Below are 24940 nucleotides of genomic sequence, written 5' to 3'. Positions count from 1 at the left end.
ATTTAATCGTTAATCGTTTCATCTCTTTTATTCGATAAATAAATAGTTCCTATTATAAAGCTCAAAGTTGCAATCCCTATCGGATACCACAAGCCAGATAGTGGTGTGGAACCAGAGAAACTGGCAATTAAGGTGGCTACAAAAGGCACCAACCCACCAAATACACCATTACCAATATGGTATGGAAGTGACATGGAGGTATACCTGATTTTAGTTGGAAAAAGTTCAACTAAAAATGCGGCAATCGGACCATAAACCATGGTAACCAATAAAATCTGAAAAAATATTAATCCAACAAACTTCCAGAATATGGGGGTTGGTAAAATTTTATCTTTTATAATTTCCTTAGCCGGATGAATACCGGATTTTACAGAAATGGTATCCATCTGAACTTTATTAAATGAAGCACCACTTTTTAAAACTACATGCGTGATGGCCGTATATAAGCTGTCTTGAGTGCCGTCAATTTGTTCACGTTTATGTACTGTGCCATATTTAGCTTCTGTTAAATTCATTTTGGCTGTATCCGTATCATCCAGAAAGATCTGATAAATGGGCCTGTAGAAAATAATCCCCAAAAGCATCCCACTCAACATGATCCACTTGCGACCAATCCGATCACTCCATGCACCAAAAATCACAAAAAATGGTGTGGCAAAGGCAATTCCCCAAAGTAAAATATATCTCGAATCATTAAAATCAAGCTTGCAAGTGTTTTCCAGAAAGGATTGTGCGTAGAATTGTCCGGTGTACCAGATTACGCCCTGCCCCATGGTTGCACCAAACAAAGCCAGCAAGACCATTTTAAAATTAGCTTTGTTATTGAAGCTTTCTTTTAATGGATTTTTAGAAACATTCCCTTCAGCCTTCAACTTTGAAAACATTGGAGATTCATGCATTTTCATTCTGATATAAATCGATACCACAACCAAAAGAATGGAAAGTAAAAAAGGAATCCGCCAGCCCCAATCTGCAAAAGCATCTACACCTAAAACATTTTTGGTGATAACGATTACACCAAGCGAGAGAAATAAACCTAAGGTAGCCGTGGTTTGAATCCAACTGGTAAAGAATCCTCTCTTATTTTTTGGCGCATGCTCTGCAACATAAGTTGCTGCTCCACCATATTCTCCGCCAAGCGCTAATCCTTGAATTAGCCTTAATATCAACACTAAAATTGGCGCAGCATAACCAATGCTTTGATAGGAAGGAATCAGGCCAATCAGAAATGTTGATCCTCCCATTAATACCAGTGTGAGCAAAAAGGTATATTTTCTACCAATTAAATCACCTAGCCTTCCAAAAACCAAAGCCCCGAAAGGCCGAACGATAAAGCCTGCAGCAAAAATAGCAAGCGTATTAATCAGTGCCGAAGCCCCTGCATCTTCAGGAAAAAGCTGATGCCCTATAATTACAGCTAAACTGCCGAAGATGTAAAAATCATACCATTCGATAAGTGTGCCCAATGATGATGCACCAATAACTTTGAAAATGTTATTCTTGGGTAACGTTTCGCTCATAAACAGGAATATTTGGTTTCCTAATATAAACATTTGAGCGACAAAAAAATTATGATTGATTTAATTTTGAATAGTAAATCATTTTGGAACTAGTTTTGTATTTTCACACCGAAAACCAAACATATGCTTTTAATACAAAACATTAGATTAAGTAGAATCTTAAGGAACACCTGGCAAGTTGATCTCATTATGATCGCTTCCTGCACTGCTGCTTATTTTGTTCGCGAATATTTAATTGCACATCATTTTGAAATTCCATCGATCATTCCTACCGTTTTGGGTACAGCTATTGCATTTTTTATTGGCTTTAATAATAATCAGGCTTATGATAGGTGGTGGGAAGCCAGAAAAATATGGGGCGCTTTGGTAAATGATTCCCGCTCTTTTGCAAGGGCTCTAATTAACTATGTAGATGAAGATGAGGCCAGTTCAAAAAGGATAATCTTTAGGCACATAGCCTTTTTGTATGCACTAAAAGCAGGTTTACGAGGTACGGTAGATGAAATCTATATTAAATATTTATTGCCTGAAGACCTGATAGAAGTTCGAAAACACACCAATATCCATAACGCTATCTTAAATATCCAATCAAGAGAATTGCAAAAACTTTCTAAGGAAAATAAAATTGATGGCTTCCGTTTTATTGAAATCAATGAAATGCTGGTTCGTTTTTCTGATTCGATGGGCATGAGTGAGCGGATTAAAAACACGATTTTCCCTACTACCTATACTTATTTAACCAAAGTTTTTATCTGGCTTTTTGTGGTTACCTTCACACTGGTGATTAGTCAGTCTGCTGGTCCGGCGGCTATTTTTTTAGGTTGGTTAATCGGTTTTGTATTTGTTTCTACCCAAATTAATGGAATGAGTTTAGTAGATCCTTTTGAAAATAATTCTGCAGGAATTCCATTAAATCAGATTACCAGAACTATAGAGATTAATCTTTTACAAATGCTGGAAGAAACTGATATACCCGAACCAATCAAACCAATTAACGAAGAATATATACTTTAAATTTTCTTCATCTTTTTGCCAATAAAAATAAAAAGCAGTGATAAAACCCACATTATCAACAAAATAATACCAGTATTTAATAGTGCTTTTGGATAACCTAGATTAACAACGTTGATAAACGGGTAAGGGTACGCGTTTATAATATAGCCTCTTACCACAATTAAAAGCACATATAGTAAAGGATAAATTAGCCATTTCACTGCATCTTTATAATCAAGCCCTGCTTTTTTAACAAAAAAGATCCAGAAACATAGAAATAACAAAGGACTTGCCACATGCAGCAATTCGTCTGCTACCCTATCCAATCCTACAGGGTGTGTTAATCCTCTGAGCGAAATATTATAAACCAATCCTACAACCAGTATATAAACAGCTATAGCGGTTTGGGTAGATGCCTTGCTGAAGAACTTACTGATGCCTGTTCCTTTGAAAAAGATAATGAAGGTTAAGCAACAGGCAACAAGAATATTGGTTAGTATAGTAAAAAACGATAAGTATAACTTTAACGCATGCCAGATATTTCCGCCAGAATGCCCTATGCTTAATTTTAATTGCAGCCCCAATGCAAACCAAACCATCATAGCTGTGATTGAAACATATATACTTTTTATTGCTGCTGGTTTCATGAGAGTATAGGTTAAAAAAGTATTTTGTAGCAATTGCTATCCAAAACTATGGTAAGCTTTTTAAGGTTTATTTCTTCGGCATATTCCTTAACTCAATTGGTTTTTTAGTATTCTTTTTCATTTTAAGATTCAGCATTTCAACCAAAACTGAAAAGGCCATGGCGAAATAAACATAACCTTTCGGAATATGCTGATCTAATCCTTCGGCCAATAATGAAACGCCAATCAGCAGCAAGAAAGAAAGTGCCAGCATTTTTACTGTTGGGTGGTTATTGACAAATTCACTAATCTTTCCTGCTGAAAACATCATAATGATTACAGCGATTACAACTGCCGCAATCATAATTTCGATATGTTCTGCCATGCCTACAGCAGTAATAACAGAATCCAATGAAAAGACAATATCCAGCACTAAAATCTGAATGATTGTTGCCCAAAATGAATGTACCTTTGTTTTTCCTTCCTCATCTTCTTCACCTTCCAACTTATTGTGAATTTCATGCGTACTCTTATATATTAAAAATAATCCGCCAATGATTAAAATTAAATCGCGACCCGATATAGCGAGTTTTTCGTACCACTCCCCACCGTTGATGCCGATCCAGCTTCCAAGATTAAATAAAGGCGAGGTAAGTGTCATGATCCAGCTGAGTGAAAGCAGCAACAGCACTCTGGTAATCATGGCCAATCCTAAGCCCAGTTGCCTGGCTTTTTTCTGCTGATCCTGTGGTAATTTGCCTGAAAGAATGGAAATAAAGACAATGTTATCGATACCCAACACAATTTCCAACAGTGTTAAGGTTAAGAGTGAAATCCACGCTTCAGGCGTACTTAAAAAATCCATATGTATTTTATCTGATCAGGCGAAGATATATAAATCAATGCCGTTTATGGAAACATATTTTTAGACTATTGGTTTTATTTTGACGCTGGAAGATTTTTGATTTCAGCTTTTAATTTCTCTACAAAAAGGATTGATTTAGCTTGAAACGCTACATCGGAAAAGGAAATATTGGCAGTGGCATAGATGATCTTCCCATTTCGCCCAACCAAAACATTTGATGGAAAACCGTGGTTGATATTTAACTTGCGAATTTCATCCATGGTTAATGATATAATTTCATACAGATAACCATTTCGTTTCTGAAAACGTCTGGCACTTTGTGGAGCATCATGCGTTAAGCCAATAAACCTGATGCCTTTTGCTCCATATTGAGTTACCAATTTATTTAATGTTGGCATTTCAGCAATACAGGGCGGGCATTTTTCGAACCAAAAATTGATAACAATAATCTTATTTTCCAGCTGCTTACTTGAAAATTTTTTACCTTCTACTGTTTGTCCATGAAATTCTGACAATGGTTTACTAACCAGGTCTTCAAAAAAAGTTTCTTGTGTAGCCCATTTAACAGGTTTTTCCTGAGCGCTGGCCAAACCTGCCATCAAAAAAAATGTAGCAAAGTAAATCCTCATAGAAATTTTATGATTCAAACGCAGTTATCATACTTCTAACTAATATGGTGAGATTTATTGGTTTATCTTGTTAATTATTTTATCTTTTTATTCAGGTAATCTACAGCAGTATTTAAGGTTGCGTCCTTATTGGCAATAAAATCTTTTACTGTTGGGATGATTTCTATATCAGGTTTTACGCCATAACCAACAAATTCACGCCCATCCGGATAAGTATCTTTTTTTGTGCACACTCTTGCACTTCCTCCGCCAGGAAGATCGAACAAATAAGGTTGTCCTGTACTTCCACAAGAATTTCTACCAATTTTGGTCATGTGTTTTTGGTAATCAGCATAAATCAAAAAATCTTCTGCAGCCGAAGCGGTATTGTGGCCAATTAATAAAACCGTAGGAACGACTATTCGCTTTGCCGAAAGATTATTTTTCAGTGGATGATAATCGAAATTGTAGAAATAATTATCCTGATAAGTTAGAAATGCCTTTTTGTTCCATTCGTTATTAACAGTATCCTTTACAGCAGTATATTTTCGCCAGGCTTTAAACGCCGAGTTCAATTGCCGCGTAGAATAGCGTGCTCCATAAAGCAAGCTATCGTTAGTTAAGTATTTTAATATGAAGCTTCCAATAGAGGTATTTCCGCCTCCGTTATTTCTTAAATCAACAATTACGCCCTTCGCTTCATACAATTCTGGTAATTTGGTGATAAAAAGAGAGTCTATTTTCTCCTCTGCAAACGAGTTAAGCGCAATATAGGCTACGTTATTAGGATACCATTTAAAATCTAGCAGAGATGAGGAGAATTCAGGAAAAACTTCCTTTTCCTCAGTACGCTGATGAATTAATTTTAAGCTTAAAATCTGCCCCTTAGGTTTTTTAATTTTGATTTCGAACTGACTTCCTTCTAATCCCTGAAGTAGATTACTTATACTCCAATCTTTTAAACCATAATCGGTTGATGAAGAGATATAGGGAGCAACATTTTCAGTAATATATTTAGTAGTGGGCATTCCATTCACCTCTATAACCTCACTTCCAATCGGGATTTCATCCTTTTTGCTAAAGTTAACACGTGTAACGATTGCCTTATCTTCTACGTTTTCGATAAAAAGGCGATAGTTGCCAAACATGGTGGTTAGCGGTTCAAAATCTTTACCGGCAGGCATGTTAATATTGGTATGGCCATCTTTAAGTGTGGCGCAAAACCGTTGCATTTCGTGGTAATATTCGTAATCAGTTTTGGTTTCTGGAATAGAAGTAATCAATGCTTTATAAGTACTATCCCATTTATTCCGATCTATTTTGTTTAAATAAACGAAGTTACAATTTACTTCCTGCCAAAATTTTGATAACCCGTAAATTTTATCTGCCTTGGTTAATTTGTGAGATTGAGCGAAAGCTACCACAGGCAAGAGCATCAGTAAAAGAATTTTTCTCATATTGTTTGTTCAGTTTTATCTGGATGATTTTAAGTTTCAACTTTTCTACAGTCTAAAAAACACCGTTTAAGTAAAGACATTTGCATTCGAGAAAATACAGCAACTCCTATCAAACAGCATAAACAAATCGAAAGCCTTACTAAAATAAGCAAGGCTTCTGATTTGTTTAGCTAAGAAATTCTTATTTAAAGGTAACCGCACCATAACTGGTTTTAATGTTTACATTTCCTGCACCACCATTACCAATCTTACCTGCATATCTTTTTTCTTCATCATCTTTACTGGCCAGTGAAGAGGATACATTGGAACCAAATTTAAAACCTGCATATGAAGTAGAAACATTAAAATTACCATTATAACGATCAGAAAAACCAAGGCTAACACTCACATATTCGCCTCCAAAAGTAAAGTTTTTACAAGCGGGATTGATCTCATTAATATTTAATCGATTATAATCCATTTTGATATTGGCATCGCCATTAACCGAGCCTAAAGTTACGTTGGAGTATTCTGCATCTACAGCTATCTTACCAGCAGATGCGATAGTTAAATCTCCATAAGCTTGTTTGGCAACCATATTTCCTTTAACTGTGTTGATATTAACCTTTGCATATTCTGCATTTAGCAGGAGGTTTCCGCCTATGGTACCTACCGTTAAACCCTTGCCATATTGAATTTTAAGATCTGCTGATCTGCGAATACTGTTAATATTTACAGCAACGTACTCTGCATCTAATTCTAAAGTGCCAACACTCCCGATATTTACAGGCCCGTTATAACTATGCTTCACTACACCTGCATTGATTTCCCGAATATCGCATTTACCATATTGTACATTAACGTAATTGTTATTGTTGTTAAGGCTGCCCGCAACCAGATTTCCATATTGCACTTTTAATGAAGTTGGACCAAAAATATTACCGACCTCTACATTACCATATTGCTGAGAAATGGTAAGTGAATTTGAAGCAGGCATATAAACGATATAATTGATTTTAACTTCTCTCCTCCAGGTGGTTACTCCATTTTTAGTTCCACGGCCATAACGGCCATTTCTTTCACCCATAATGGTACTCACAGTTACCACATCACCATTTTTACTCGCATCAATGGTTACTGCATTAATCATTTTCTGCGCTTCACTATCAGAGTTACTAAATGCTTTGATGTCTATATCTACTTTAACTTCTTTTTTATCCCAGGTTTTGATGGTAATAGAACCATATTGATTGTTGAGGTTCACTTTATCATTTGCATCTACACTAAAACTTTTACTATAGGTTTTAGACTTTTCACTATCACTACCTTGCTCATCTTGTTTTAATAAAATGGAGGTATTTATGTTTGTATTTGTGGAAATTTTGGAGTTTACTGCATAAGTTTCTGTTGGCATCGTTGTAACAATGCTTTCCTGTGCATTACTTTTTACGGCTATGAAAGCCATAATGGCTAATAATATTTTTGTTTTCATATTGTTAATTATAAATATGGCGTAAACCTGCCGGCGGCCTAAACCATTGTGCATTAATTTTTAATAGCAACAAGCAATTACCTGATTTAAAATATTGAGCACTAAATTTTGAATCAAGAATTTAAATCTGATTAACCTTTTTATAATCGTCAACCTGATTTATGATTAATAGCTGTTGCTTCAGTAATTGTAATTGAATTTCACGGTTTTTAACAATGGCCTTAACTACAAAAGTTTGGTTAGGAGAAGTAGGAAGTTCATTTTTTAAACGTTCATATTCTTCATCCAGTTTCTTTAAATCAGCTGTGAACTTTTTATATAATTCTGGGTTTGCGGAAGCAAAAATAGCGAGGCTATCTCTCTTTTCTATAATTAATCCGGCAAACTGAACTTCTTTCTTAGCATAAACAGCATTTACATCAGCAATTTCGATGGCGCCGTTTTGCATTCTTCCCGCATAGAGCCAGCCTAAACCAAAAACGACTACTATGGCTGCTGCCACACTCATCCATAAATATAACTGTATTGGTTTTTTTTCTTTTTTTTGATCCAGCTTCTCTTCAATTTTTGCCCAAAGTGCTGGCGTAGGTTCCATGATATCGAACGATCTCCGGTTCTCTTTAACAAAGGTTTCTAATTTATTATTCATCTCTCATCCCTTTCTGTTCTAATATGCTTTTCAATTTCTTTTTCGCCCTCATGTATTGTGTGCGACTTGTATTTTCACTAATTTTTAAAATATGTGATATTTCTTCATGATCATAGCCTTCTAACAGGTATAAACTTAAAACCACCCTATAACCATCTGGCAATTCAGTAATTGCTTTTCTAACCTCTTCTACTTGTAAACGGGTATCATAATCGTCAAAACTTTCTTCATCAGGCACCTCCGAAACTTCATCAGTGCTTACAAATTCCATCTTGCGTTTCCTCAGATAATTAATGGATTTATTAATTACAATTTGTTTCAGCCAAAGTCCAAATGTTGTTTCCTGTCTAAAATCTACAATTCTGGTAAAGGCATCAAGAAAAGATTCTTGCAAAACATCTTCTGCTTCTTCTTCGTAATTTAAAATCCGCAAGGCTACATTATACATCGCCCTAGCGTACAATTTGTATAAATCAAACTGTGCTGCCCGACTGCCCTGCATGCATGCTTTTACTAATTCCAGGTTTTTATCGATATATACCGTTTCCAAAATTTCGAAGATTCTGATTAAAAGACATAAGAGAATTTAAAACGTTGCATCAATGTATAAAAAAGTTTAAATAAACTTAAAAGTGTCTTAATTTATAATGAAATCCTTAAATCTTTTACCTCTTTCATCTGTTAATTTCGAAAGATGAGCACATTCATTATTAATTAATTTAAAAGCCTGTTTCAAATTTTTAACTTCATGCCATGGAAATTGATTTAATTACTCAAGAACTGGATAACATACATCAAAAGGCTAACCTGGCTTTTGAAAGAAAAGACATTAGCCTGTATATGAATCTATTTGATAATAGTATTCGTTACACCAAAGCCGACTCGACAGTGTATGACCGAAAAGAACTTCTTTACCAAACCGAATCTTTTTTTAAAAAAACAAAAGACATTTCTACATCATATTATCGCATAAAATCATCTATAGAAGGTGAGATTCTTTTTGAAAAGATTGCACGAAAATCAATTGTTTACATGAAAGGATTATTGTTTGCAAAAAAGCAAACCATCCAAACAGAAGAAGTTTTTCAATGGAAAAAAATACAGGATACCTGGAAAGTAATTTCTGTACAGGTGGTTCTGGAAGAGAAATATTAAGCCATTCTTATTTATTGACTTACATCATAGTTTAGCTTTTTTTATCACTGCATCTTTGTTTTAAAACAAATTTAATATGAAAAAAGTATATTTTAAATACCTCAACACACTATTGGTTGTAATTCCGATGACTTTAATTATGGCATTCGTAGGCTTGATGCGTAACTATGGCTTTGGCGAAGATTGGTTTATCAAATTTTTAAAGGCATGGAGTGTAATGCTGCCTGTTTCATATCTTTCTGCTTTCATGATCATTCCGATTGCCCGTAAGCTGGCGGAGAAAATTGCATCAAAAAACTAAATAAACACTACAACAAATAATGTACAAACAGCTTTCTAATTATATCAGCAATCGAATAGAGATTAGTGAAAATGATTTAAAAACTGTTTTATCATTTTTTACTATATTAAGAGTAAAGCGAAATGAACACTTGGTAAGTCCAGGTCAAATTAGCAATAAAATATATTTTGTAACCAAGGGTTGCCTGCGAATCTATTTTTTAAATGAAAAAGGCAGTGAAGCAACCAGACTTTTTGCCTTCGAAGATCAATTTGTAACGGCTTTGGTTAGTTTTGTTACCGAGGCAAAGTCTTTGGAATTTGTTCAGGCTACAGAAAGCACCACATTGCTGAGCATTAATAAAACCGATTTCTATAACCTTTTAACAATTGTTCCACATTGGGAAAAACTTTATCGCCATTATCTGGAGTATGCCTATGTAACCAACACAAACAGATTAATGTCTTTCATCACATCAGATGCTACGGAAAGGTATCAGCAATTACTTCATCAAAATCCAATTATTGCTAAAAGACTTTCTAACAAAATGATCGCATCCTATCTGAATATCTCACCAGAAACACTAAGCAGGTTAAAATCCAAAAGCTAATTGCTTAAAAAAGCTCAAATCTTCTATTCCAAAGTTTAAAACTAATTCGGTATTTTTGCCGCTCAATTTAGATTACAATATATGTTAAGAACAGTAACTTGTGGTGCACTCACCCTTAATAACTTAGGTGAAAGTGTAACCTTGTGTGGTTGGGTACAAAAATCAAGAGATTTAGGTGGAATGACTTTTATAGACATTCGCGATCGTTATGGTATTACCCAGTTGGTTTTTAACATGGATGATAACCGCGAACTATGTGAATCTGCACGTTTATTAGGTCGTGAGTTTGTAATTAAAGCCTCTGGTATAGTTGTAGAGCGCAGCAATAAAAACCCTAAAATGCCAACTGGCGATGTAGAAATTAAAATTACATCTTTAGAAATTTTAAATGCGGCTAAGTTACCTCCATTCATGATTGAAGATGATACTGATGGCGGCGATGAACTACGCATGAAATATCGTTACCTGGATTTACGTCGTAACCCAGTTCGTAACAACCTGATTTTGCGTCATAAAATAGCGCAATCCGTTCGTCGCTATCTGGATGCCTTAGATTTTATTGAAGTAGAAACACCTGTATTAATTAAATCTACTCCGGAAGGTGCAAGAGATTTTGTGGTGCCAAGTCGTATGAATGAGGGTGAATTTTATGCTTTGCCTCAATCGCCACAAACCTTTAAGCAATTGCTTATGGTTTCAGGTTTCGACAGGTATTTTCAGATTGTAAAATGTTTCAGAGATGAGGATTTAAGAGCAGATCGTCAGCCTGAATTTACACAAATAGACTGTGAAATGTCTTTCATTGAACAGGAAGATATATTAAATACTTTTGAGGGCTTAATCCGCACCTTATTTAAAGAAGTCCGTAATTACGATTTACCAGAGGTTCCAAGAATGCAATATGCTGATGCAATGCGTTTGTATGGTTCTGATAAGCCTGATACCCGTTTTGCCATGCAGTTTGTAGAACTGAATGATTTGGTAAAAGGCAAAGGCTTTCCGGTTTTTGACAATGCAGAATTGGTTGTTGGAATTAATGCCAAAGGAGCCGCAAGCTATACACGTAAGCAGCTAGATGAATTAACAGACTTTATTAAACGCCCACAAATTGGTGCAACCGGACTAATATATGCCCGCCATAACGAAGACGGAACGATAAAATCATCTGTCGACAAGTTTTTTAACGAAGAAGATTTAAAACAATGGAGCCAGATATTCGAAACTGAAAAGGGTGACTTACTTTTAATTTTAGCAGGCACTACAGATAAAGTTCGTAAACAATTAAATGAGCTTCGTTTAGAAATGGGTAATCGTTTAGGTTTGCGTGATAAAAACACATTTTCTGCCCTTTGGGTATTGGATTTTCCTCTTTTGGAATGGGACGAAGAAACGGAACGTTACCATGCCATGCACCACCCTTTTACTTCTCCTAAGCCGGAAGATATTGCTTTATTGGACACAGACCCTAAAAACGTACGTGCCAACGCTTATGATATGGTAATTAACGGAACTGAGGTTGGCGGAGGATCTATCCGGATTCATGATCGGACACTACAGGCTTTAATGTTCAAACATTTAGGCTTCACTACAGAAGAAGCTCAAAAACAATTTGGTTTTTTAATGGATGCTTTTGAGTTTGGTGCACCTCCACATGGTGGTATTGCCTTTGGTTTTGACCGTTTAACGTCTATTTTCGCTGGCTTAGATTCAATTCGTGATGTGATCGCTTTCCCTAAAAACAATTCAGGCAGAGATGTGATGATTGATAGTCCGAGTACTATTGATGAAAAACAATTAAAAGAATTGAAAATTAAAACGGATTTATAATTATAAAGTTCATTTGTTCAATAGTCATTGGTTCATTGTGCCAGAAGCACATATAGCAGCCTTCTATCTATCGGTTGGTGAAATACCAACCAGTAGATTAGGTTAAATAAAAAGCCTCAGAATTTAAAATTCTGAGGCTTTTTGTTAATTTTTACTCTTTGCTAACTATTGAACAAATGACTAATGAATCATGAAACTAATAAGTCTCACTATCTGGTGGAATACCATAGTCAATAAATTTCTTTGCTTTTTTTTCTTTTCTAGCGCCAAACCAACCCTTTACAGAATTAAAAATAGCTGAGATATGTTCGGCATCTAATGATTTACCTACTTTACCTGACACTAATCCAACAGCAGCTTTTGTTAAAAATCCTGCACCCCTGAAAATTGTCTTATTCATAACCATAGGAAGCAATAATGACATCGCTGTACCACTAATATTTAGCTTTTCATCTGCTTTGAAAAAGTTATTTGGAGTAGCATATTTTTTAATCAATGCGCCAATCGTAAATTGTTTTGCATAAGCTTTTGAATCAGCAACAAGCATATTTTGCTTTAACGTGTACTCTACTTTAAGCTCGAGTTTCCTGGCTTGCAAATCTTCGAGATTATTGATGTTTTTATAACTTCTCATCTTCTTCCTCCTTATCTGCAAGTTTAGTGAAATACTTTCTAATGGCAATATTGATGATCGCCTTTTCAATGTATTTATCTTTAGTTAAATACACGACTACTGCTAATAAAATATAAATTAATGATACGCAACCAAAGCCTCTGGTATAACTGCCTAAAACATCTGACAAGAAAAGAGCTAGCGTTACACTACCAAATAAAAAGGCCAGTATAAAACACACAATTACTGCCGTATTGGTTACTAAATCGGCAAATATCTTAGATACCTTTTCTACAAGGTAAAGCCTGGTGTATTCTACTTTAGCTTCTAGGTAGCCTTTGGCATCATCGAAAATATCTTCAATACCTTTTTCTTTATTTTCTTGCATAGTTAAGATGAAATTTAGCTGAGCGTGGTTAACGCTCAGCTTTTATTTTGTGGCTTATGCGTGCTCTACGTCGTCACTATATTCTTCTTCAACACTTCTCAATTTGGTTTTAATTGAGCTTACTACTTTTTCTTTTAAACTAGCTAAGCTATTGATTTCATCAGCAGCTTTATCTTTAATAGAATCTCCTAAATCTTTTAAAGACTGGCTTAATTTATCGCGGGTTTCATCACCTTTATCTGGTGCAAATAAAATACCTAAAGCGGCACCAGCAGCTAATCCTGCTAAAAGGGCAACTACTACTTTCGAGTTATCATTCATAATTATGTATTTTTAGGGTTTAACGTTTACAATATAAGAATTACTATATTATTTAATTGTTAAGCTATATTTTATAACTCAATATGCTCATTATTTGTTTTAATTCTTTCCAATCTTTCTGATGCCAGTGTACTGCTTTCATAAATTTTAATAAGCAGAATAAAATAAGATAGCAAAAGCGGACCAAAAACAAGTCCTAAAATCCCGAATAAAGGGATACCAATAATTACGCCAATTACGGTGATAATAGGATGAATATTGCCAACTTTTTTTGCAATGATAAACCTCAGTACATTATCAATATTAATGATCACCACAAAACCAAAAACCAGCATCGCCCAACCTTCAAAATTATGACCGTTTACAATTTGTAAAATAGCAGCTGGTACAAATACAACTGGCGGCCCCAATACAGGCACAAAAGAAATAAATGTTGTAATTACCCCCCAAAACACAGGATCCTGATAACCTAAAACATAAAAGGATAAGCTTACAAGTGAACCTTGTACCAAACAAATCAGCCCTTGCCCTAACACATTTGCATATGTTGTATTTTTCATTTCATTGCCAAAACGTAATGCATTTTGTTCTCTAAATGGGGCATATTTTACCAAAGAAAATTCAAATTGCTTTCTTTCAATAAGCATAAAGTAGAGTAAAAAGTACATCACAAGCAGACTCAATATAATATTTACCGCACTAGAGATCAATGATGGAAAGAGTTGAGTGGCCCAGTTACCAAGCCTGTTTAAACCTTCCTGTATTAAATTTTCATTGATTCGAAAAGGAAGCATATGCTGAAGTTTAATCAGCAAATTTTTAAAAAAGATTTCATTACTTCTCAACTCAGAAATTTTACTAATCACCATACTGCTTAGGGCATAAAAAGGTAATATGATTAACACAATACTGATGGTAATGAGCATGATAGCAACAAAACGCTTATTCCAGTTTTTAACCTCTGCCAAATGGATGTAAGCTGGACGCATAATGGTATACATCACAAGTGTACTTAGAATTGCAGAAAAAATATCCTGCAAAGAATATGCAATGAGAACGCCAAGCGCAATAATGATTACAAGGTTAATATTTTGACGCTGCTTATGAGAAAATACTGACATAGTTTAGATGAACGGTACTTCTTAAATGGCTAAGACTATTGATTTGTTTTATAGAAAAACAAATTTAATTCTATCCGTTTAATTTTATCGCCTTCATCTTATTGTAAAGTGTTTTTCTATCAATATTCAAAATTTGTGCCGCCTTGGTTTTATTGAAGTTAACCTTAATTAACACGCTCAAAATCGCATCATATTCTGCTTCCAGAGCTGCATTTTTTAGATCCTGTGGTTTATCTTGCTGGGACTTTAATTGACTAAAACTTTTTTCCTTTTCGTAGCTGCCCACGTAATTAAAAAGCTCAAGAGGTAAGACATCAACCTGGATTTCATTTCCATCACTTAATAAAGCCAATCTTCTTACTACATTTTTTAATTCCCGTATATTACCCGGCCAGCTATAATTAAGGAAACATTTTTTTACACCATCAGAAAAACCCTGAATTTTTTTATTCAATTCTAAATTTGCTACCGCTAAAAATTTATTAGCAAAAATTAAAATATCATGACCACGTTCTTTAAGAGAAGGTAAATGAATAGAAAATTCATTAAAGCGATGATATAAATCTTCACGGAATGTTCCTTTTTCGATGTTTGCAGCCAGATTTTCGTTGGTTGCTACAATAATCCGAACATCAATGTCAATCTCTTTTGTACTACCTATGCGCTTTATCTTACGTTCCTGAACTGCTCTTAATAGAATGGCCTGAATTTCATAAGATAGATTACCTACTTCATCCAAAAATAGTGTACCCCCATTTGCTTGTTCAAAATGCCCGATTTTGGTAAATAAAGCACCTGTAAAAGCACCTTTTTCATGTCCAAAAAATTCACTTGCGGCAAGCTCTTTGGTTAATGATCCACAATCCATTGCAATAAAAGGTTTATCTCTACGTAAACTATTTGAGTGAATGGCTTCAGCTACTCTTTCTTTTCCTGTTCCGCTTTTACCTGTTAAAATAATGCTATAAGATGTTGGCGCAATGAGATGGATTTGTTTTAAAAGCTTGGCAGATGCTTCACTTTCGCCACCAATAAAATCTTTAAAATTAACATATTCTGCTTCTTGATCCAAATTACTTCTGGCATCGTCCTGCACCTTAGTTTCATTTAAATTTTCCTGACTTTCTAAAGCTTTATTAATGACAGATAGAATCTCATCCGGATATAGCGGTTTGGTAATATAATCATGGGCACCAAGCTTAATCAACTCTACGGCAAGCTTAATATCCGAATAACCAGTAATAATAATTACGCCTGTAGTTGGATAGTTTTCCTTTACTTTAATTAAGATTTCTCTACCATCAGTATCATTGAGACGGTAATCACAAAGAATTAAATCGAATGTCTCTTTTGATAAAATATCCATTGCAGACGCACCAGACATAGCATTTGCTACTTCAAAACCATCTCTTGCCAGAAATTTTGACAGCAACAATCCTATGTTTACTTCATCATCTACAATTAAAATTTTCTTCTTCATGAGCGTGACACTGTTTAGCTAAACACCTCTGAACAGGAGGATAAGGCTTTCCTGAAATAGAGCCTTATTTTTAGAAAGTTACAGGATGCATAGTTACTGAAAACGTTTTTAATTGGGAAATATTTACCACAATTAAATTAAAAAAATTCACGTTTTAAATCATTTGTTTGTGCTATTGCCCTTTAAACAATGATTTGCGTTTGTTAATAAATGCAGAAACACCTTCTTTAAAATCCGTTGTTTCAAAACACTTTCCAAATTCTGAAATTTCAACGTCATAACCATTCACCTCATTTACAGCCGCATTTACAGATTTAATGGCTGCCGATACCGCAAGAGGTGCCCTTTGCTTAACAAGATTTAAAATTTCTGCTGCTTTATTGATTAAATCTTCATGCGGTACTATATGATTAACCAAACCAATTTTTAAAGCTTCCTCGGCTGTAATCATGCCTGCTGTAGTAATTAATTCAATGGCTTTACCTTTACCTACCAGCTGAGTGAGCCTTTGTGTACCTCCATAACCCGGTATTAAGCCCAATGTAACTTCCGGCAAACCCAATTTGGCATGACTTGCAGCTATACGCATGTGGCAGGCCATAGCCAACTCTAACCCACCGCCTAACGCAAAACCATTAATGGCAGCAACAAAAGGCTTTGAAGACCTTTCAATCGCATTAAAAACGTGATGCTGTCCATTTCTGGCCAATTCTTCTCCCTGTTCAGCGTTATAGTCAGAAAATTCTTTAATATCTGCACCTGCTACAAAAGCCTTTTCACCAGAGCCAGTTAAAATTACCCCTCTAACATCTGCATTTTCATTTGCCAAATTGATCACATCTGCAAGTTCAGCAAGTGTTTCTCTATTTAGCGCATTTAAAGCTTTTTCGCGATTGATAGTAATGTAAAGAATGTTTTCTTTTATCTCTGATATTAAATTTTGATATGCCATAATTTAAAAATTTCTGTTTTCTTCCACCCAATTCTGAATATATGCTACAACACTTGCCATAGTAGTTCCTGGAGGAAATAACGCTCCAACACCAATTTCAGCAAGCTTTCTACGATCCGATTCCGGTATAATTCCTCCGCCCGTTAATAGAACGTCATCAAGTTGCTTTTCTTTCATAAATTGAATGATTTTAGGAAAAACTGTCATATGTGCTCCAGATAGGATGGATATGCCTATAGCATCCACATCTTCCTGCAATGCCGTATTAACCACCATTTCTGGAGTTTGGCGCAAGCCGGTATATATGACTTCCATTCCAGCATCACGCAACGAGGTAGCAATTACCTTTGCGCCCCTATCATGGCCATCTAACCCAACTTTAGCAACTAATACGCGTATTGGCCTGTTTAATACTTTGCTCATAGTGAATATTAAGTTGATGTAAATGTATCGATTTTTCTTTTATGGGAAATAGAGGATGGTTAACATGAAATCGATAATTGGTAATAGAGATACATTTTCAGCCCATTCTCTATTTTTAAGCTCCTGCATATTGATGGAAAATGGTGAAGAGCAATTGAAGCTCAATCTATGTGCTATTTTCCAGCAGCCTATTCAATAAGTACCCTCAATTCCCTATTTCTACATTATCTATTTTCTAATCATTACATAATATACGCTCAATCTTTTTAACTTTGCGTTCCTAATTTACAGGTTTTTATGAGTGAAGAAAAGTCATTGAACTTTATTGAAGAAATTGTTGAGAACGATCTAAATAGTGGCAAGTATGAAACTTTAGTGACGCGTTTTCCGCCTGAACCTAATGGCTATTTACACATTGGCCATGCAAAAGCGATATGCCTTAACTTCGGACTGACACAAAAATATGGCGGCTATACTAATTTGCGTTTTGACGATACCAATCCGGTTACAGAAAAAACAGAATATGTTAATAGTCAGCAGGAAGATATTAAATGGTTAGGTTTTAACTGGAAGAATGAATTATATGCATCAGATTATTTTGATGAACTATATTCTTTTGCCGTTAAATTAATTGAGAAGGGTTTAGCATACGTTGATGAGAGTTCTGCTGATGAAATTGCAGCTTTAAAGGGCACGCCAACTGAACCAGGACAAGATAGCAAATACCGTAACCGCAGCATTGAAGAGAATTTAGACATCTTCACCAGAATGAAAAATGGCGAATTTGCTGATGGTGCTTATATCTTAAGGGCAAAAATAGATATGGCGAGTCCGAATATGTTAATGCGAGATCCAATTATCTACCGCATTAAACATGCGGTACATCATCGTACAGGCAACAAATGGTGTATCTATCCCATGTATGATTTTGCACACGGCCAAAGTGATAGTATCGAAAACATCACACATTCTATCTGTACTTTAGAATACGTTTCGCACCGTGAATTATACGATTGGTTTATCGAAAAACTAGAGATTTTTCCATCTAAACAATATGAATTTGCACGTTTAAACCTTACTTCAACAGTAATGAGTAAACGCAAATTATTGCAATTGGTAAATGAGAATTTAGTTAATGGCTGGGATGATCCACGCATGCCAACTATTTCTGGTTTGCGAAGAAGAGGCTTTACACCAAAGAGTGTTCGCGAATTTTGCGAGCGAATCGGTATTGCTAAACGTGAAAACCTAATCGAACTGAGCTTATTGGAGTTTTGCATCCGCGAAGATTTAAATAAATCAGCTAATCGTGTAATGGCCGTTTTAGATCCGATTAAACTGGTGATTACCAATTATGAAAAAGGAACAGAAGATTTAATAGGCGAAAACAATCCTGAAGCTGAAGATGGTGGTGGTACCCGTGTAATCCCTTTCAGCAACGAGCTTTGGATTGAACGCGAAGATTTTATGGAAGTACCTGCAAAAAAATGGTTCCGTTTGGCACCTGGAGCAATGGTACGCTTAAAATTTGCATATATTGTAAAGTGTGAGGATTTTGTTAAAGATGAAAACGGTAATGTAACAGAAATTCATTGTACTTACATTCCAGAATCAAAAAGTGGAAATGACACCAGTGGCATTAACGTCAAAGGAACGATTCATTGGGTAAGTGTTCAACATGCTAAAACAGCAGAAATTAGATTATATGATCGCTTGTTCACTTCTGAAACACCAGATGCTGAAGAAGGTGATTTTAAAGACTATTTAAATCCAGAAAGTTTAACTGTTCTTCCAAATGCTTTCATTGAGCCAGCTTTAGCTGATGCAGATTTAGATAGCCGTTATCAGTTTATCAGAAAAGGTTATTTCTGTTTAGATAAAGATTCTACTGCAGAAAAGTTAGTTTTTAACCGGACGGTAACTTTAAAAGATACTTTTAAAAAGCCGAAATAGTTAAGTATAATGACAGATAAACACGGATGAACTTAGATTTATCCGTGTTTTTTTTCTTAATTGATTAAGAATTGCCATGGGAATACAGAGATCAAGGACCCCTTATTCTAGAATGTTTCTCTAAAAAATATGACTATTTGCCTTACCTTCTGCTCCAAATCCTTCTACCATCTACCTTCCTACCTCTAACTTTTTACCTTCATCCTTTTTAGTATTTCGTATACACATTATACAATACCAACAAATCAACTGGCGTAAGCTTTGGCGTAATATCACTTTGTATAAAGTGGCGTTTAAAACCAACAATTGCAGCGCCCAAATCACTGGTATCATAGCCCATTAATTTTAGGGCATTTGGCCCGTCGAAATCTACAGGTGGGTTTTTAAGTACATCATCATACCAATAACCAAAACCTTTTAAAGCTAATTTTTTCCATGGAAACTTATTTGGATCAGGCTTACGCTTTGGAGCAATATCAGAGTGGCCAATGAAATTAGCAGTCGGAATATTATAAGTCTTTTTTAATGTCTCCAATAATTTAACCAGGCTATTGATCTGTGCATCTGGCCATAGGTCTGTTGTGCCATTATTATCTAGTTCAATTCCTATCGAAGAAGAGTTTAGATCTGTGTCTTTTCCCCATTTACCAATACCGGCATGGTTTGATCGCAGATAATCGTTTACCATATGCACTACTTTTCCATCCCTGCTAATTACATAATGTGCGCTAACTTCTGCCTTAGTAGAATGAAAGGTTTTGATCGTTTGGGCTAAGCTATCCTGGGCAGTGTGGTGAAGGATAACAAAATTAGGTTTACGTATCCCAAAATTTACAGAACCAACCCAGGCTTGATTTGTTGCATTTTGTAGGTCATAAAGCTGACCTTCTGGCGGAGTAGCTGAAATTATTTTTGCAAAATCTTTACTTTTTTGCTTGTAAATCTTTTCTGTTGCAGCGTATTTACTCGTGCTGCAGGAAGAAAGAAGCAGCGCCAGTGCCAAAATTGAAGTGCCTTTAAAAATATAAGATTTTACTGAAAACATGTTATTACTTAAATAAAATATGAAAGTACAAAGTTATGTTAAACTTCATCCATTACATCAAATTTTCTACAAAGCTTTCAAATTTTAGTAATTTAGTCGCGATATATTTTAATCATGAAGAAACTATACAAACCCATCCTATTTGTATCAGCAATAGCCTGTTCTACAAGTTTGTTTACAGCTTGCACAAATACAGGCAAACCTACTGAAGAAAAAGTAACCGTTGTACAAAAAGATAGCTTAACGGACTATGTAGCAAACAGACTTCCTATATATGAAAGGGTAAAACTTAGCACAAATCTTAATCAATTGAGTGTTAACGACCGCAAAATTCTGCCGCTTCTTATTCAGGCAGCAGAAATTATGGATGAACTTTATTGGAAACAGGCCTATCCTCAGCGCGATAGTTTACTGGCCACCATTAAGGACGAAAAAACCCGCGAATTTGTTAACATTAACTATGGTCCATGGGATAGACTCAACAATGATAAGCCTTTTGTTGCAGGCGTTGGAAATAAACCAGAAGGTGCTTCATTTTATCCTTATGGCACCACAAAGGAAGAAATTGAAAAAGCTGAATTAACTGATAAATTTGGATCTTATTCTGTGGTAAAAAAAGATAGCCTCGGAAAATTCATTACTGTTCCTTATCATGTATTATTCGCTTCTGAATTACAAAGAGCAAGTTCCCTTTTGAAACAAGCAGCACTAATTGCAGAAGATGCTGGTTTAAAAAAATATTTAAATCTACGTGCTGATGCTTTGGTAACGGATAAGTTTACGGCAAGTGATTATGCCTGGCTAGACATGAAAACAAACGGATTGGATATTATTATAGGTCCGATTGAAAATTATGAAGATAAACTTTTCAATGCCCGTACCAGTTATGAAGCTTATGTTTTAATTAAAGATAAAGAATGGAGTAAACGCCTGGCAAAATACGTAAAGCTTTTACCAGAATTGCAAAAAAACCTTCCAGTATCGGCTAAGTATAAAACCGAAACACCGGGAACAGATTCTGAATTGAATGCTTACGATGTAGTTTATTACGCAGGAGATTGTAATGCAGGATCAAAAACCATTGCAGTTAACTTACCCAATGATGAGAAAATTCAACAGGAGAAAGGAACCCGCCGCTCGCAACTCAAAAATGCAATGCAAGCGAAATTTGATAAAATTCTTCTTCCAATATCTAAAGAATTAATCGATGCAGATCAGCAGCAATATATTAAGTTTGATGCTTTTTTTGCCAATGTAATGTTTCATGAGGTTGCCCATGGTTTGGGGATTAAGAAAACCGTTACCGGAAAAGGTTTTGTTCGCGAGGCTTTAAAAGAACAATATAGCTGGCTGGAAGAAGGCAAAGCTGATATATTAGGCTTGTATATGGTTACTGGCTTATTAAAAAAAGGCGAGCTCCAAGGCGACATTAAAAGTTATTACACCACCTTTATGGCTGGCATTTTAAGATCAGTTCGTTTTGGCGTATCAGAGGCACATGGCAAAGCCAATATGCAATGCTTTAATTACTTCGCAGAAAAGGGCGCTTTTGAGCGTACATCCAAAGGAACATATAAAGTTAACTTCGAAAAGTTTGCCGCTGCAATGAATGAGCTCAGTGCATTTATCATTACTCTACAAGGAAACGGTGATAAAGCTGCTGTAGAGAAAACGCAAAAGGAAAAAGCAGTTATTTCGGCTACACTTCAGCAGGACCTGGACCGCCTAACCAGAAAAAACATTCCGGTTGATGTTGTTTTTGAACAAGGTGTAGATGTATTAGGCGTTAAATAATAGCAATAAAAAACGGCACATCACTTTTTGATGTGTTAAATAAATCCCTGATTTGCAGACTTATACTTGTCTTTGAATCAGGGATTTTTCTTTTTTTTAAAAACTTCGTAACCTTTTAAAAAAACGTTCGTCTTACTAATAACTAAAAAAGGAGACTATTCGTTTCCAAGCTAAACTTTAAACATAAAGACAAAAATAGAAGGCGCATGAAACATGCGTTATGGGAATTATTTTGCCTGGATTTTTTAAAACTTAAACCTAAACAAATGAGAATTTTATACAAAATATCCTTTATCATCATTGCTGCTTTCTCTTCAGTAAGTTTATTTGCACAAACTTCACCCAAGCCTAACCTAACGGGAATTATCCTTGATGAGCACAAAAAACCAGTAGATTATGCAACAGTAGTATTATATAAAGCGGCTGATTCAAGCATTGTAAAAACCAGTTTTACGGATCAAAATGGCATTTTCGGTTTTGCTGTTAATACAGAAGGAAACTACTTTTACAAAGCCAGTAACATGGGCTATAATACTTTTAAAAGTAAAACCATTACACTTACAGACAAAAACCAGAAGGTAGATTTTGGTTCTGCTCAACTTGTTTCAAGCACTCAAAATTTAAAAGAAGTTAGTATTGCTGTAACTAAACCATTCATTGAAAGAAAAATGGATAGAGTAGTGATGAACGTTTCAACCAGCACCATTATGACTGGTTCCAGCGCTTTGGAGGTATTGCAAAAAGCACCTGGGGTTTCTGTTGATCAGAATGATAGAATTTCAATGCAGGGAAAACAAGGTGTATTGATTCAGATTGATGGGAAGCAAACTTATATGAGTAGCGCTGATGTAGCGAATCTACTTCGAAACATGCAAAGTTCTGAAATTGAAACCATCGAATTAATTACAAATCCATCCTCTAAATACGACGCAGCCGGAAATTCAGGCATCATCAATATTAAAACCAAGAAAAACAAAGCCGGCGGTACAAACGGAAGCTTAAACGCCACGGCTGGATACGGTAAAAACTTTAGGGGCAATACAGGCTTAAACCTGAACCATAGAACAAAAAAATTAAATCTGTTTGGAAATTATAACTATGGGAAAACCACACGTGAAAATTTCATCATGATTGATCGCGTTTCAAACGGAACACCTGATACTTATTTTATGCAATCGGGATTGAGTTTAAGAAAACAGCAAAACAATAATTTTAAAGCAGGCTTAGATTATTTCATCGATAAAAATAACACCATTGGAGTGTTGGTGAATGGTTATTTTAACCGTGGAACGGAGACAACCAACAATAACACTTTAATCGGAACATCCTTCCAAAAGGTAGATTCTACACTGGCATCCAGCAGTTTACAAAACAATAAATACAACAATATTTCTTATAATCTTAATTACAAATCAGTTTTAGATACAGCAGGTTCTGAAATTTCAGCAGATTTTGATTATTCAAAATACAATGGAAATGACGGTTCTGAATATGTGAATGATTATATGTTTGCTAATGGCAATAGAATTCGTCCGATTAACTATACCAGAAATGGTACACCTTCAAAAATTGATATTAAAGCTTTTAAAGTTGATTATAATGTTGCATTGAGTAAAACCATAAAGCTTGAAGCTGGCTTAAAAAGTAGCTGGGTAAAAACAGATAACGATTTGCAGGCTGAAGAGCTGGTGAATAATGTTTGGCAAAATGATGTTCGCCGCAGCAATCAATTTATTTATGACGAAAATGTAAATGCAGCCTACACCAATATTAACAAGAAATTTAAAAACACCAGCATTCAGCTTGGGTTAAGGGTTGAGCAAACTAATTCTAAGGGAAATCTGGTTACTACAAATACGGTTGTAGATCGGCATTATTTCGATTTTTTCCCTACATTATTTGTACAGCAAACACTTTCTAAAAATAATCAGTTGGGTTTCTCTTACAGTCGAAGAATAGACCGCCCAAGTTATGATGCTTTAAACCCATTTGTTTATTACCTGGATCAGTATACCTATAGTAAGGGTAATCCATTTTTGAAACCGCAATACACTAATAATGTTGAATTGAGCTATACCTTTATGCAAAGGTATATGCTTTCTTTAGGTTATAGCAGAACTAATGATGTGATTGCGGAAGTTATTTTGCCGGATGAGGCACAAAAGGCGTTATACCAAACGAACGAAAATATTGCCAAAAACATTAGTTATAATGCCAACTTAAATATACCTATACAGATTACTAAATGGTGGCAGGCAAATAACAATTTAAACGTTTTCTATCTTAGTTTTGAAGCTCCTGATCTGGCTGGCAGTGCATTAAAAACAGGAAAAACTTCCTTCCAGTTTAAATCACAACAAAGTTTTACTATTGCAAGTGGCTTAACCGCAGAACTAAACGGCAATTACGAATCCCCATTGGATTATGGCACATTAAGCATTCGGTCTAATTATTCTATAGATGCGGGTTTAAGCAAAACGATGTTTAAGAAAAAGGGTAGTTTAAAGTTTGCCCTATCAGATATATTTAACACATCCGAAACTAATTTAACCAGTACTTATCCAGGATTAAACTATAATTTACATCAGAAAAATGAAAGTCGCTTTGGAAGAATCACTTTCACTTATCGGTTCGGTAAAGAAATTAAACCTGCCCGCCGCCGTTCTACGGGTTCAGAAGCAGAGCAAAATAGAATGAAGAATTAATTCATGAGGTTAAGATTTGATATTAATGTCTCCTGTTCATCAGAACAGTTTTAAACAAAAAGGGCGATGTTTCCATCGCCCTTT

At 35.3% G+C, this 24940-nt stretch carries 24 protein-coding genes; 8 read left to right on the top strand and 16 right to left on the bottom strand.

What is annotated here, in order from left to right; all coding sequences use genetic code 11:
- Nucleotides 1–2 precede the first annotated feature (2 nt).
- A complete protein-coding gene (locus AN34_RS02955) occupies nucleotides 3–1520 on the bottom strand; it encodes an MFS transporter (protein ID WP_029282143.1) in 1518 nt (505 codons plus the stop codon).
- 123 nt (nucleotides 1521–1643) lie between these two features.
- Here AN34_RS02955 and AN34_RS02950 point away from each other — a divergent pair, with 123 nt between their 5' ends.
- Nucleotides 1644–2534: a bestrophin family protein gene (locus AN34_RS02950; RefSeq protein WP_029282141.1), complete on the top strand. Its 891-nt coding sequence runs from the start codon at nucleotides 1644–1646 to the stop codon at nucleotides 2532–2534.
- Here the strand turns inward: AN34_RS02950 and AN34_RS02945 are convergent.
- From AN34_RS02945 to AN34_RS02915, 7 genes are all read right to left on the bottom strand, one after another.
- Nucleotides 2531–3160 carry a Pr6Pr family membrane protein gene (locus tag AN34_RS02945; RefSeq protein WP_029282139.1) on the bottom strand — a complete coding sequence of 210 codons (630 nt, stop codon included), beginning with the start codon at nucleotides 3158–3160 and terminating at the stop codon, nucleotides 2531–2533. The two genes, AN34_RS02950 and AN34_RS02945, sit on opposite strands and share 4 nt — an antisense overlap.
- Nucleotides 3161–3227: 67 nt before the next feature.
- Nucleotides 3228–4004, bottom strand: a complete 777-nt coding sequence (locus tag AN34_RS02940; RefSeq protein ID WP_029282137.1) for a TerC family protein — start codon at nucleotides 4002–4004, stop codon at nucleotides 3228–3230.
- A 74-nt stretch (nucleotides 4005–4078) separates the two neighbouring features.
- Nucleotides 4079–4633: a TlpA disulfide reductase family protein gene (locus AN34_RS02935; protein ID WP_029282135.1), complete on the bottom strand. Its 555-nt coding sequence runs from the start codon at nucleotides 4631–4633 to the stop codon at nucleotides 4079–4081.
- A gap of 74 nt (nucleotides 4634–4707) precedes the next feature.
- Nucleotides 4708–6069, bottom strand: a complete 1362-nt coding sequence (locus AN34_RS02930) for a S41 family peptidase (RefSeq protein WP_029282133.1) — start codon at nucleotides 6067–6069, stop codon at nucleotides 4708–4710.
- A 181-nt stretch (nucleotides 6070–6250) separates the two neighbouring features.
- A complete protein-coding gene (locus tag AN34_RS02925; RefSeq protein WP_231625470.1) occupies nucleotides 6251–7540 on the bottom strand; it encodes a hypothetical protein in 1290 nt (429 codons plus the stop codon).
- A 121-nt stretch (nucleotides 7541–7661) separates the two neighbouring features.
- Nucleotides 7662–8189: a hypothetical protein gene (locus tag AN34_RS02920; RefSeq protein WP_029282129.1), complete on the bottom strand. Its 528-nt coding sequence runs from the start codon at nucleotides 8187–8189 to the stop codon at nucleotides 7662–7664.
- Nucleotides 8182–8739: an RNA polymerase sigma factor gene (locus AN34_RS02915; RefSeq protein WP_029282127.1), complete on the bottom strand. Its 558-nt coding sequence runs from the start codon at nucleotides 8737–8739 to the stop codon at nucleotides 8182–8184. The genes AN34_RS02920 and AN34_RS02915 overlap by 8 nt, the downstream gene beginning before the upstream one ends.
- 203 nt (nucleotides 8740–8942) lie before the next feature.
- On the opposite strand from AN34_RS02915, the gene AN34_RS02910 reads away from it, so the two are divergent.
- The 4 genes from AN34_RS02910 to aspS all read left to right on the top strand — a co-directional run bounded on the left by AN34_RS02910 (nucleotide 8943) and on the right by aspS (nucleotide 12061).
- A complete protein-coding gene (locus AN34_RS02910; protein ID WP_029282125.1) occupies nucleotides 8943–9344 on the top strand; it encodes a hypothetical protein in 402 nt (133 codons plus the stop codon).
- A gap of 76 nt (nucleotides 9345–9420) precedes the next feature.
- Complete coding sequence (locus AN34_RS02905) at nucleotides 9421–9645, top strand: DUF2798 domain-containing protein (RefSeq protein WP_029282122.1); 225 nt, start codon at nucleotides 9421–9423, stop codon at nucleotides 9643–9645.
- 19 nt (nucleotides 9646–9664) lie between these two features.
- Complete coding sequence (locus AN34_RS02900) at nucleotides 9665–10234, top strand: Crp/Fnr family transcriptional regulator (RefSeq protein ID WP_029282120.1); 570 nt, start codon at nucleotides 9665–9667, stop codon at nucleotides 10232–10234.
- A gap of 81 nt (nucleotides 10235–10315) precedes the next feature.
- A complete protein-coding gene (gene aspS, locus AN34_RS02895) occupies nucleotides 10316–12061 on the top strand; it encodes an aspartate--tRNA ligase (RefSeq protein ID WP_029282118.1) in 1746 nt (581 codons plus the stop codon).
- A gap of 196 nt (nucleotides 12062–12257) precedes the next feature.
- Here the strand turns inward: aspS and AN34_RS02890 are convergent, their stop codons facing one another.
- The 7 genes from AN34_RS02890 to AN34_RS02860 all read right to left on the bottom strand — a co-directional run bounded on the left by AN34_RS02890 (nucleotide 12258) and on the right by AN34_RS02860 (nucleotide 17359).
- Entirely contained in the window at nucleotides 12258–12695 is a 438-nt protein-coding gene (locus AN34_RS02890) for a hypothetical protein (protein ID WP_029282116.1), read from the bottom strand.
- On the bottom strand, nucleotides 12682–13062 hold the full coding sequence (locus tag AN34_RS02885; protein ID WP_029282114.1) for a hypothetical protein: 381 nt from the start codon (nucleotides 13060–13062) through the stop codon (nucleotides 12682–12684). The genes AN34_RS02890 and AN34_RS02885 overlap by 14 nt, the downstream gene beginning before the upstream one ends.
- Before the next feature lie 54 nt (nucleotides 13063–13116).
- On the bottom strand, nucleotides 13117–13383 hold the full coding sequence (locus AN34_RS02880) for a YtxH domain-containing protein (protein ID WP_029282112.1): 267 nt from the start codon (nucleotides 13381–13383) through the stop codon (nucleotides 13117–13119).
- Nucleotides 13384–13454: 71 nt separating this feature from the next.
- Entirely contained in the window at nucleotides 13455–14504 is a 1050-nt protein-coding gene (locus tag AN34_RS02875) for an AI-2E family transporter (RefSeq protein ID WP_029282110.1), read from the bottom strand.
- 70 nt (nucleotides 14505–14574) lie between these two features.
- On the bottom strand, nucleotides 14575–15984 hold the full coding sequence (locus AN34_RS02870) for a sigma-54 dependent transcriptional regulator (RefSeq protein ID WP_029282108.1): 1410 nt from the start codon (nucleotides 15982–15984) through the stop codon (nucleotides 14575–14577).
- A 172-nt stretch (nucleotides 15985–16156) separates the two neighbouring features.
- Nucleotides 16157–16936: an enoyl-CoA hydratase/isomerase family protein gene (locus AN34_RS02865; RefSeq protein WP_029282106.1), complete on the bottom strand. Its 780-nt coding sequence runs from the start codon at nucleotides 16934–16936 to the stop codon at nucleotides 16157–16159.
- Between the two features lie 3 nt (nucleotides 16937–16939).
- The gene (locus AN34_RS02860) at nucleotides 16940–17359 is read right to left on the bottom strand and encodes a cobalamin B12-binding domain-containing protein (RefSeq protein WP_029282104.1); all 420 of its coding nucleotides are present in this window, start codon (nucleotides 17357–17359) and stop codon (nucleotides 16940–16942) included.
- A gap of 297 nt (nucleotides 17360–17656) precedes the next feature.
- Between AN34_RS02860 and AN34_RS02855 the strand changes: the two genes are divergently transcribed.
- Nucleotides 17657–19312 (top strand): glutamine--tRNA ligase/YqeY domain fusion protein, encoded by a 1656-nt coding sequence (locus AN34_RS02855; protein ID WP_029282102.1) that lies wholly within the window; start codon nucleotides 17657–17659, stop codon nucleotides 19310–19312.
- A 208-nt stretch (nucleotides 19313–19520) separates the two neighbouring features.
- On the opposite strand, the gene AN34_RS02850 is transcribed toward AN34_RS02855, so the two are convergent.
- Nucleotides 19521–20357, bottom strand: coding sequence for an N-acetylmuramoyl-L-alanine amidase (locus AN34_RS02850; RefSeq protein ID WP_029282100.1), 837 nt, complete (start codon nucleotides 20355–20357; stop codon nucleotides 19521–19523).
- Nucleotides 20358–20471: 114 nt separating this feature from the next.
- On the opposite strand from AN34_RS02850, the gene AN34_RS02845 reads away from it, so the two are divergent.
- Both AN34_RS02845 and AN34_RS02840 read left to right on the top strand, forming a co-directional pair.
- Nucleotides 20472–22151: a hypothetical protein gene (locus AN34_RS02845; protein ID WP_029282098.1), complete on the top strand. Its 1680-nt coding sequence runs from the start codon at nucleotides 20472–20474 to the stop codon at nucleotides 22149–22151.
- Nucleotides 22152–22417: 266 nt separating this feature from the next.
- The gene (locus AN34_RS02840) at nucleotides 22418–24856 is read left to right on the top strand and encodes a TonB-dependent receptor domain-containing protein (protein ID WP_029282096.1); all 2439 of its coding nucleotides are present in this window, start codon (nucleotides 22418–22420) and stop codon (nucleotides 24854–24856) included.
- The last annotated feature ends 84 nt before the right edge of the window (nucleotides 24857–24940 follow it).

The organism is Pedobacter sp. R20-19 (assembly GCF_000708265.2).
Lineage (GTDB): Bacteria > Bacteroidota > Bacteroidia > Sphingobacteriales > Sphingobacteriaceae > Pedobacter.
The sequence above is the reverse complement of the archived record's forward strand: the minus strand, read 5'-3'. Positions and strand labels throughout refer to the sequence as shown.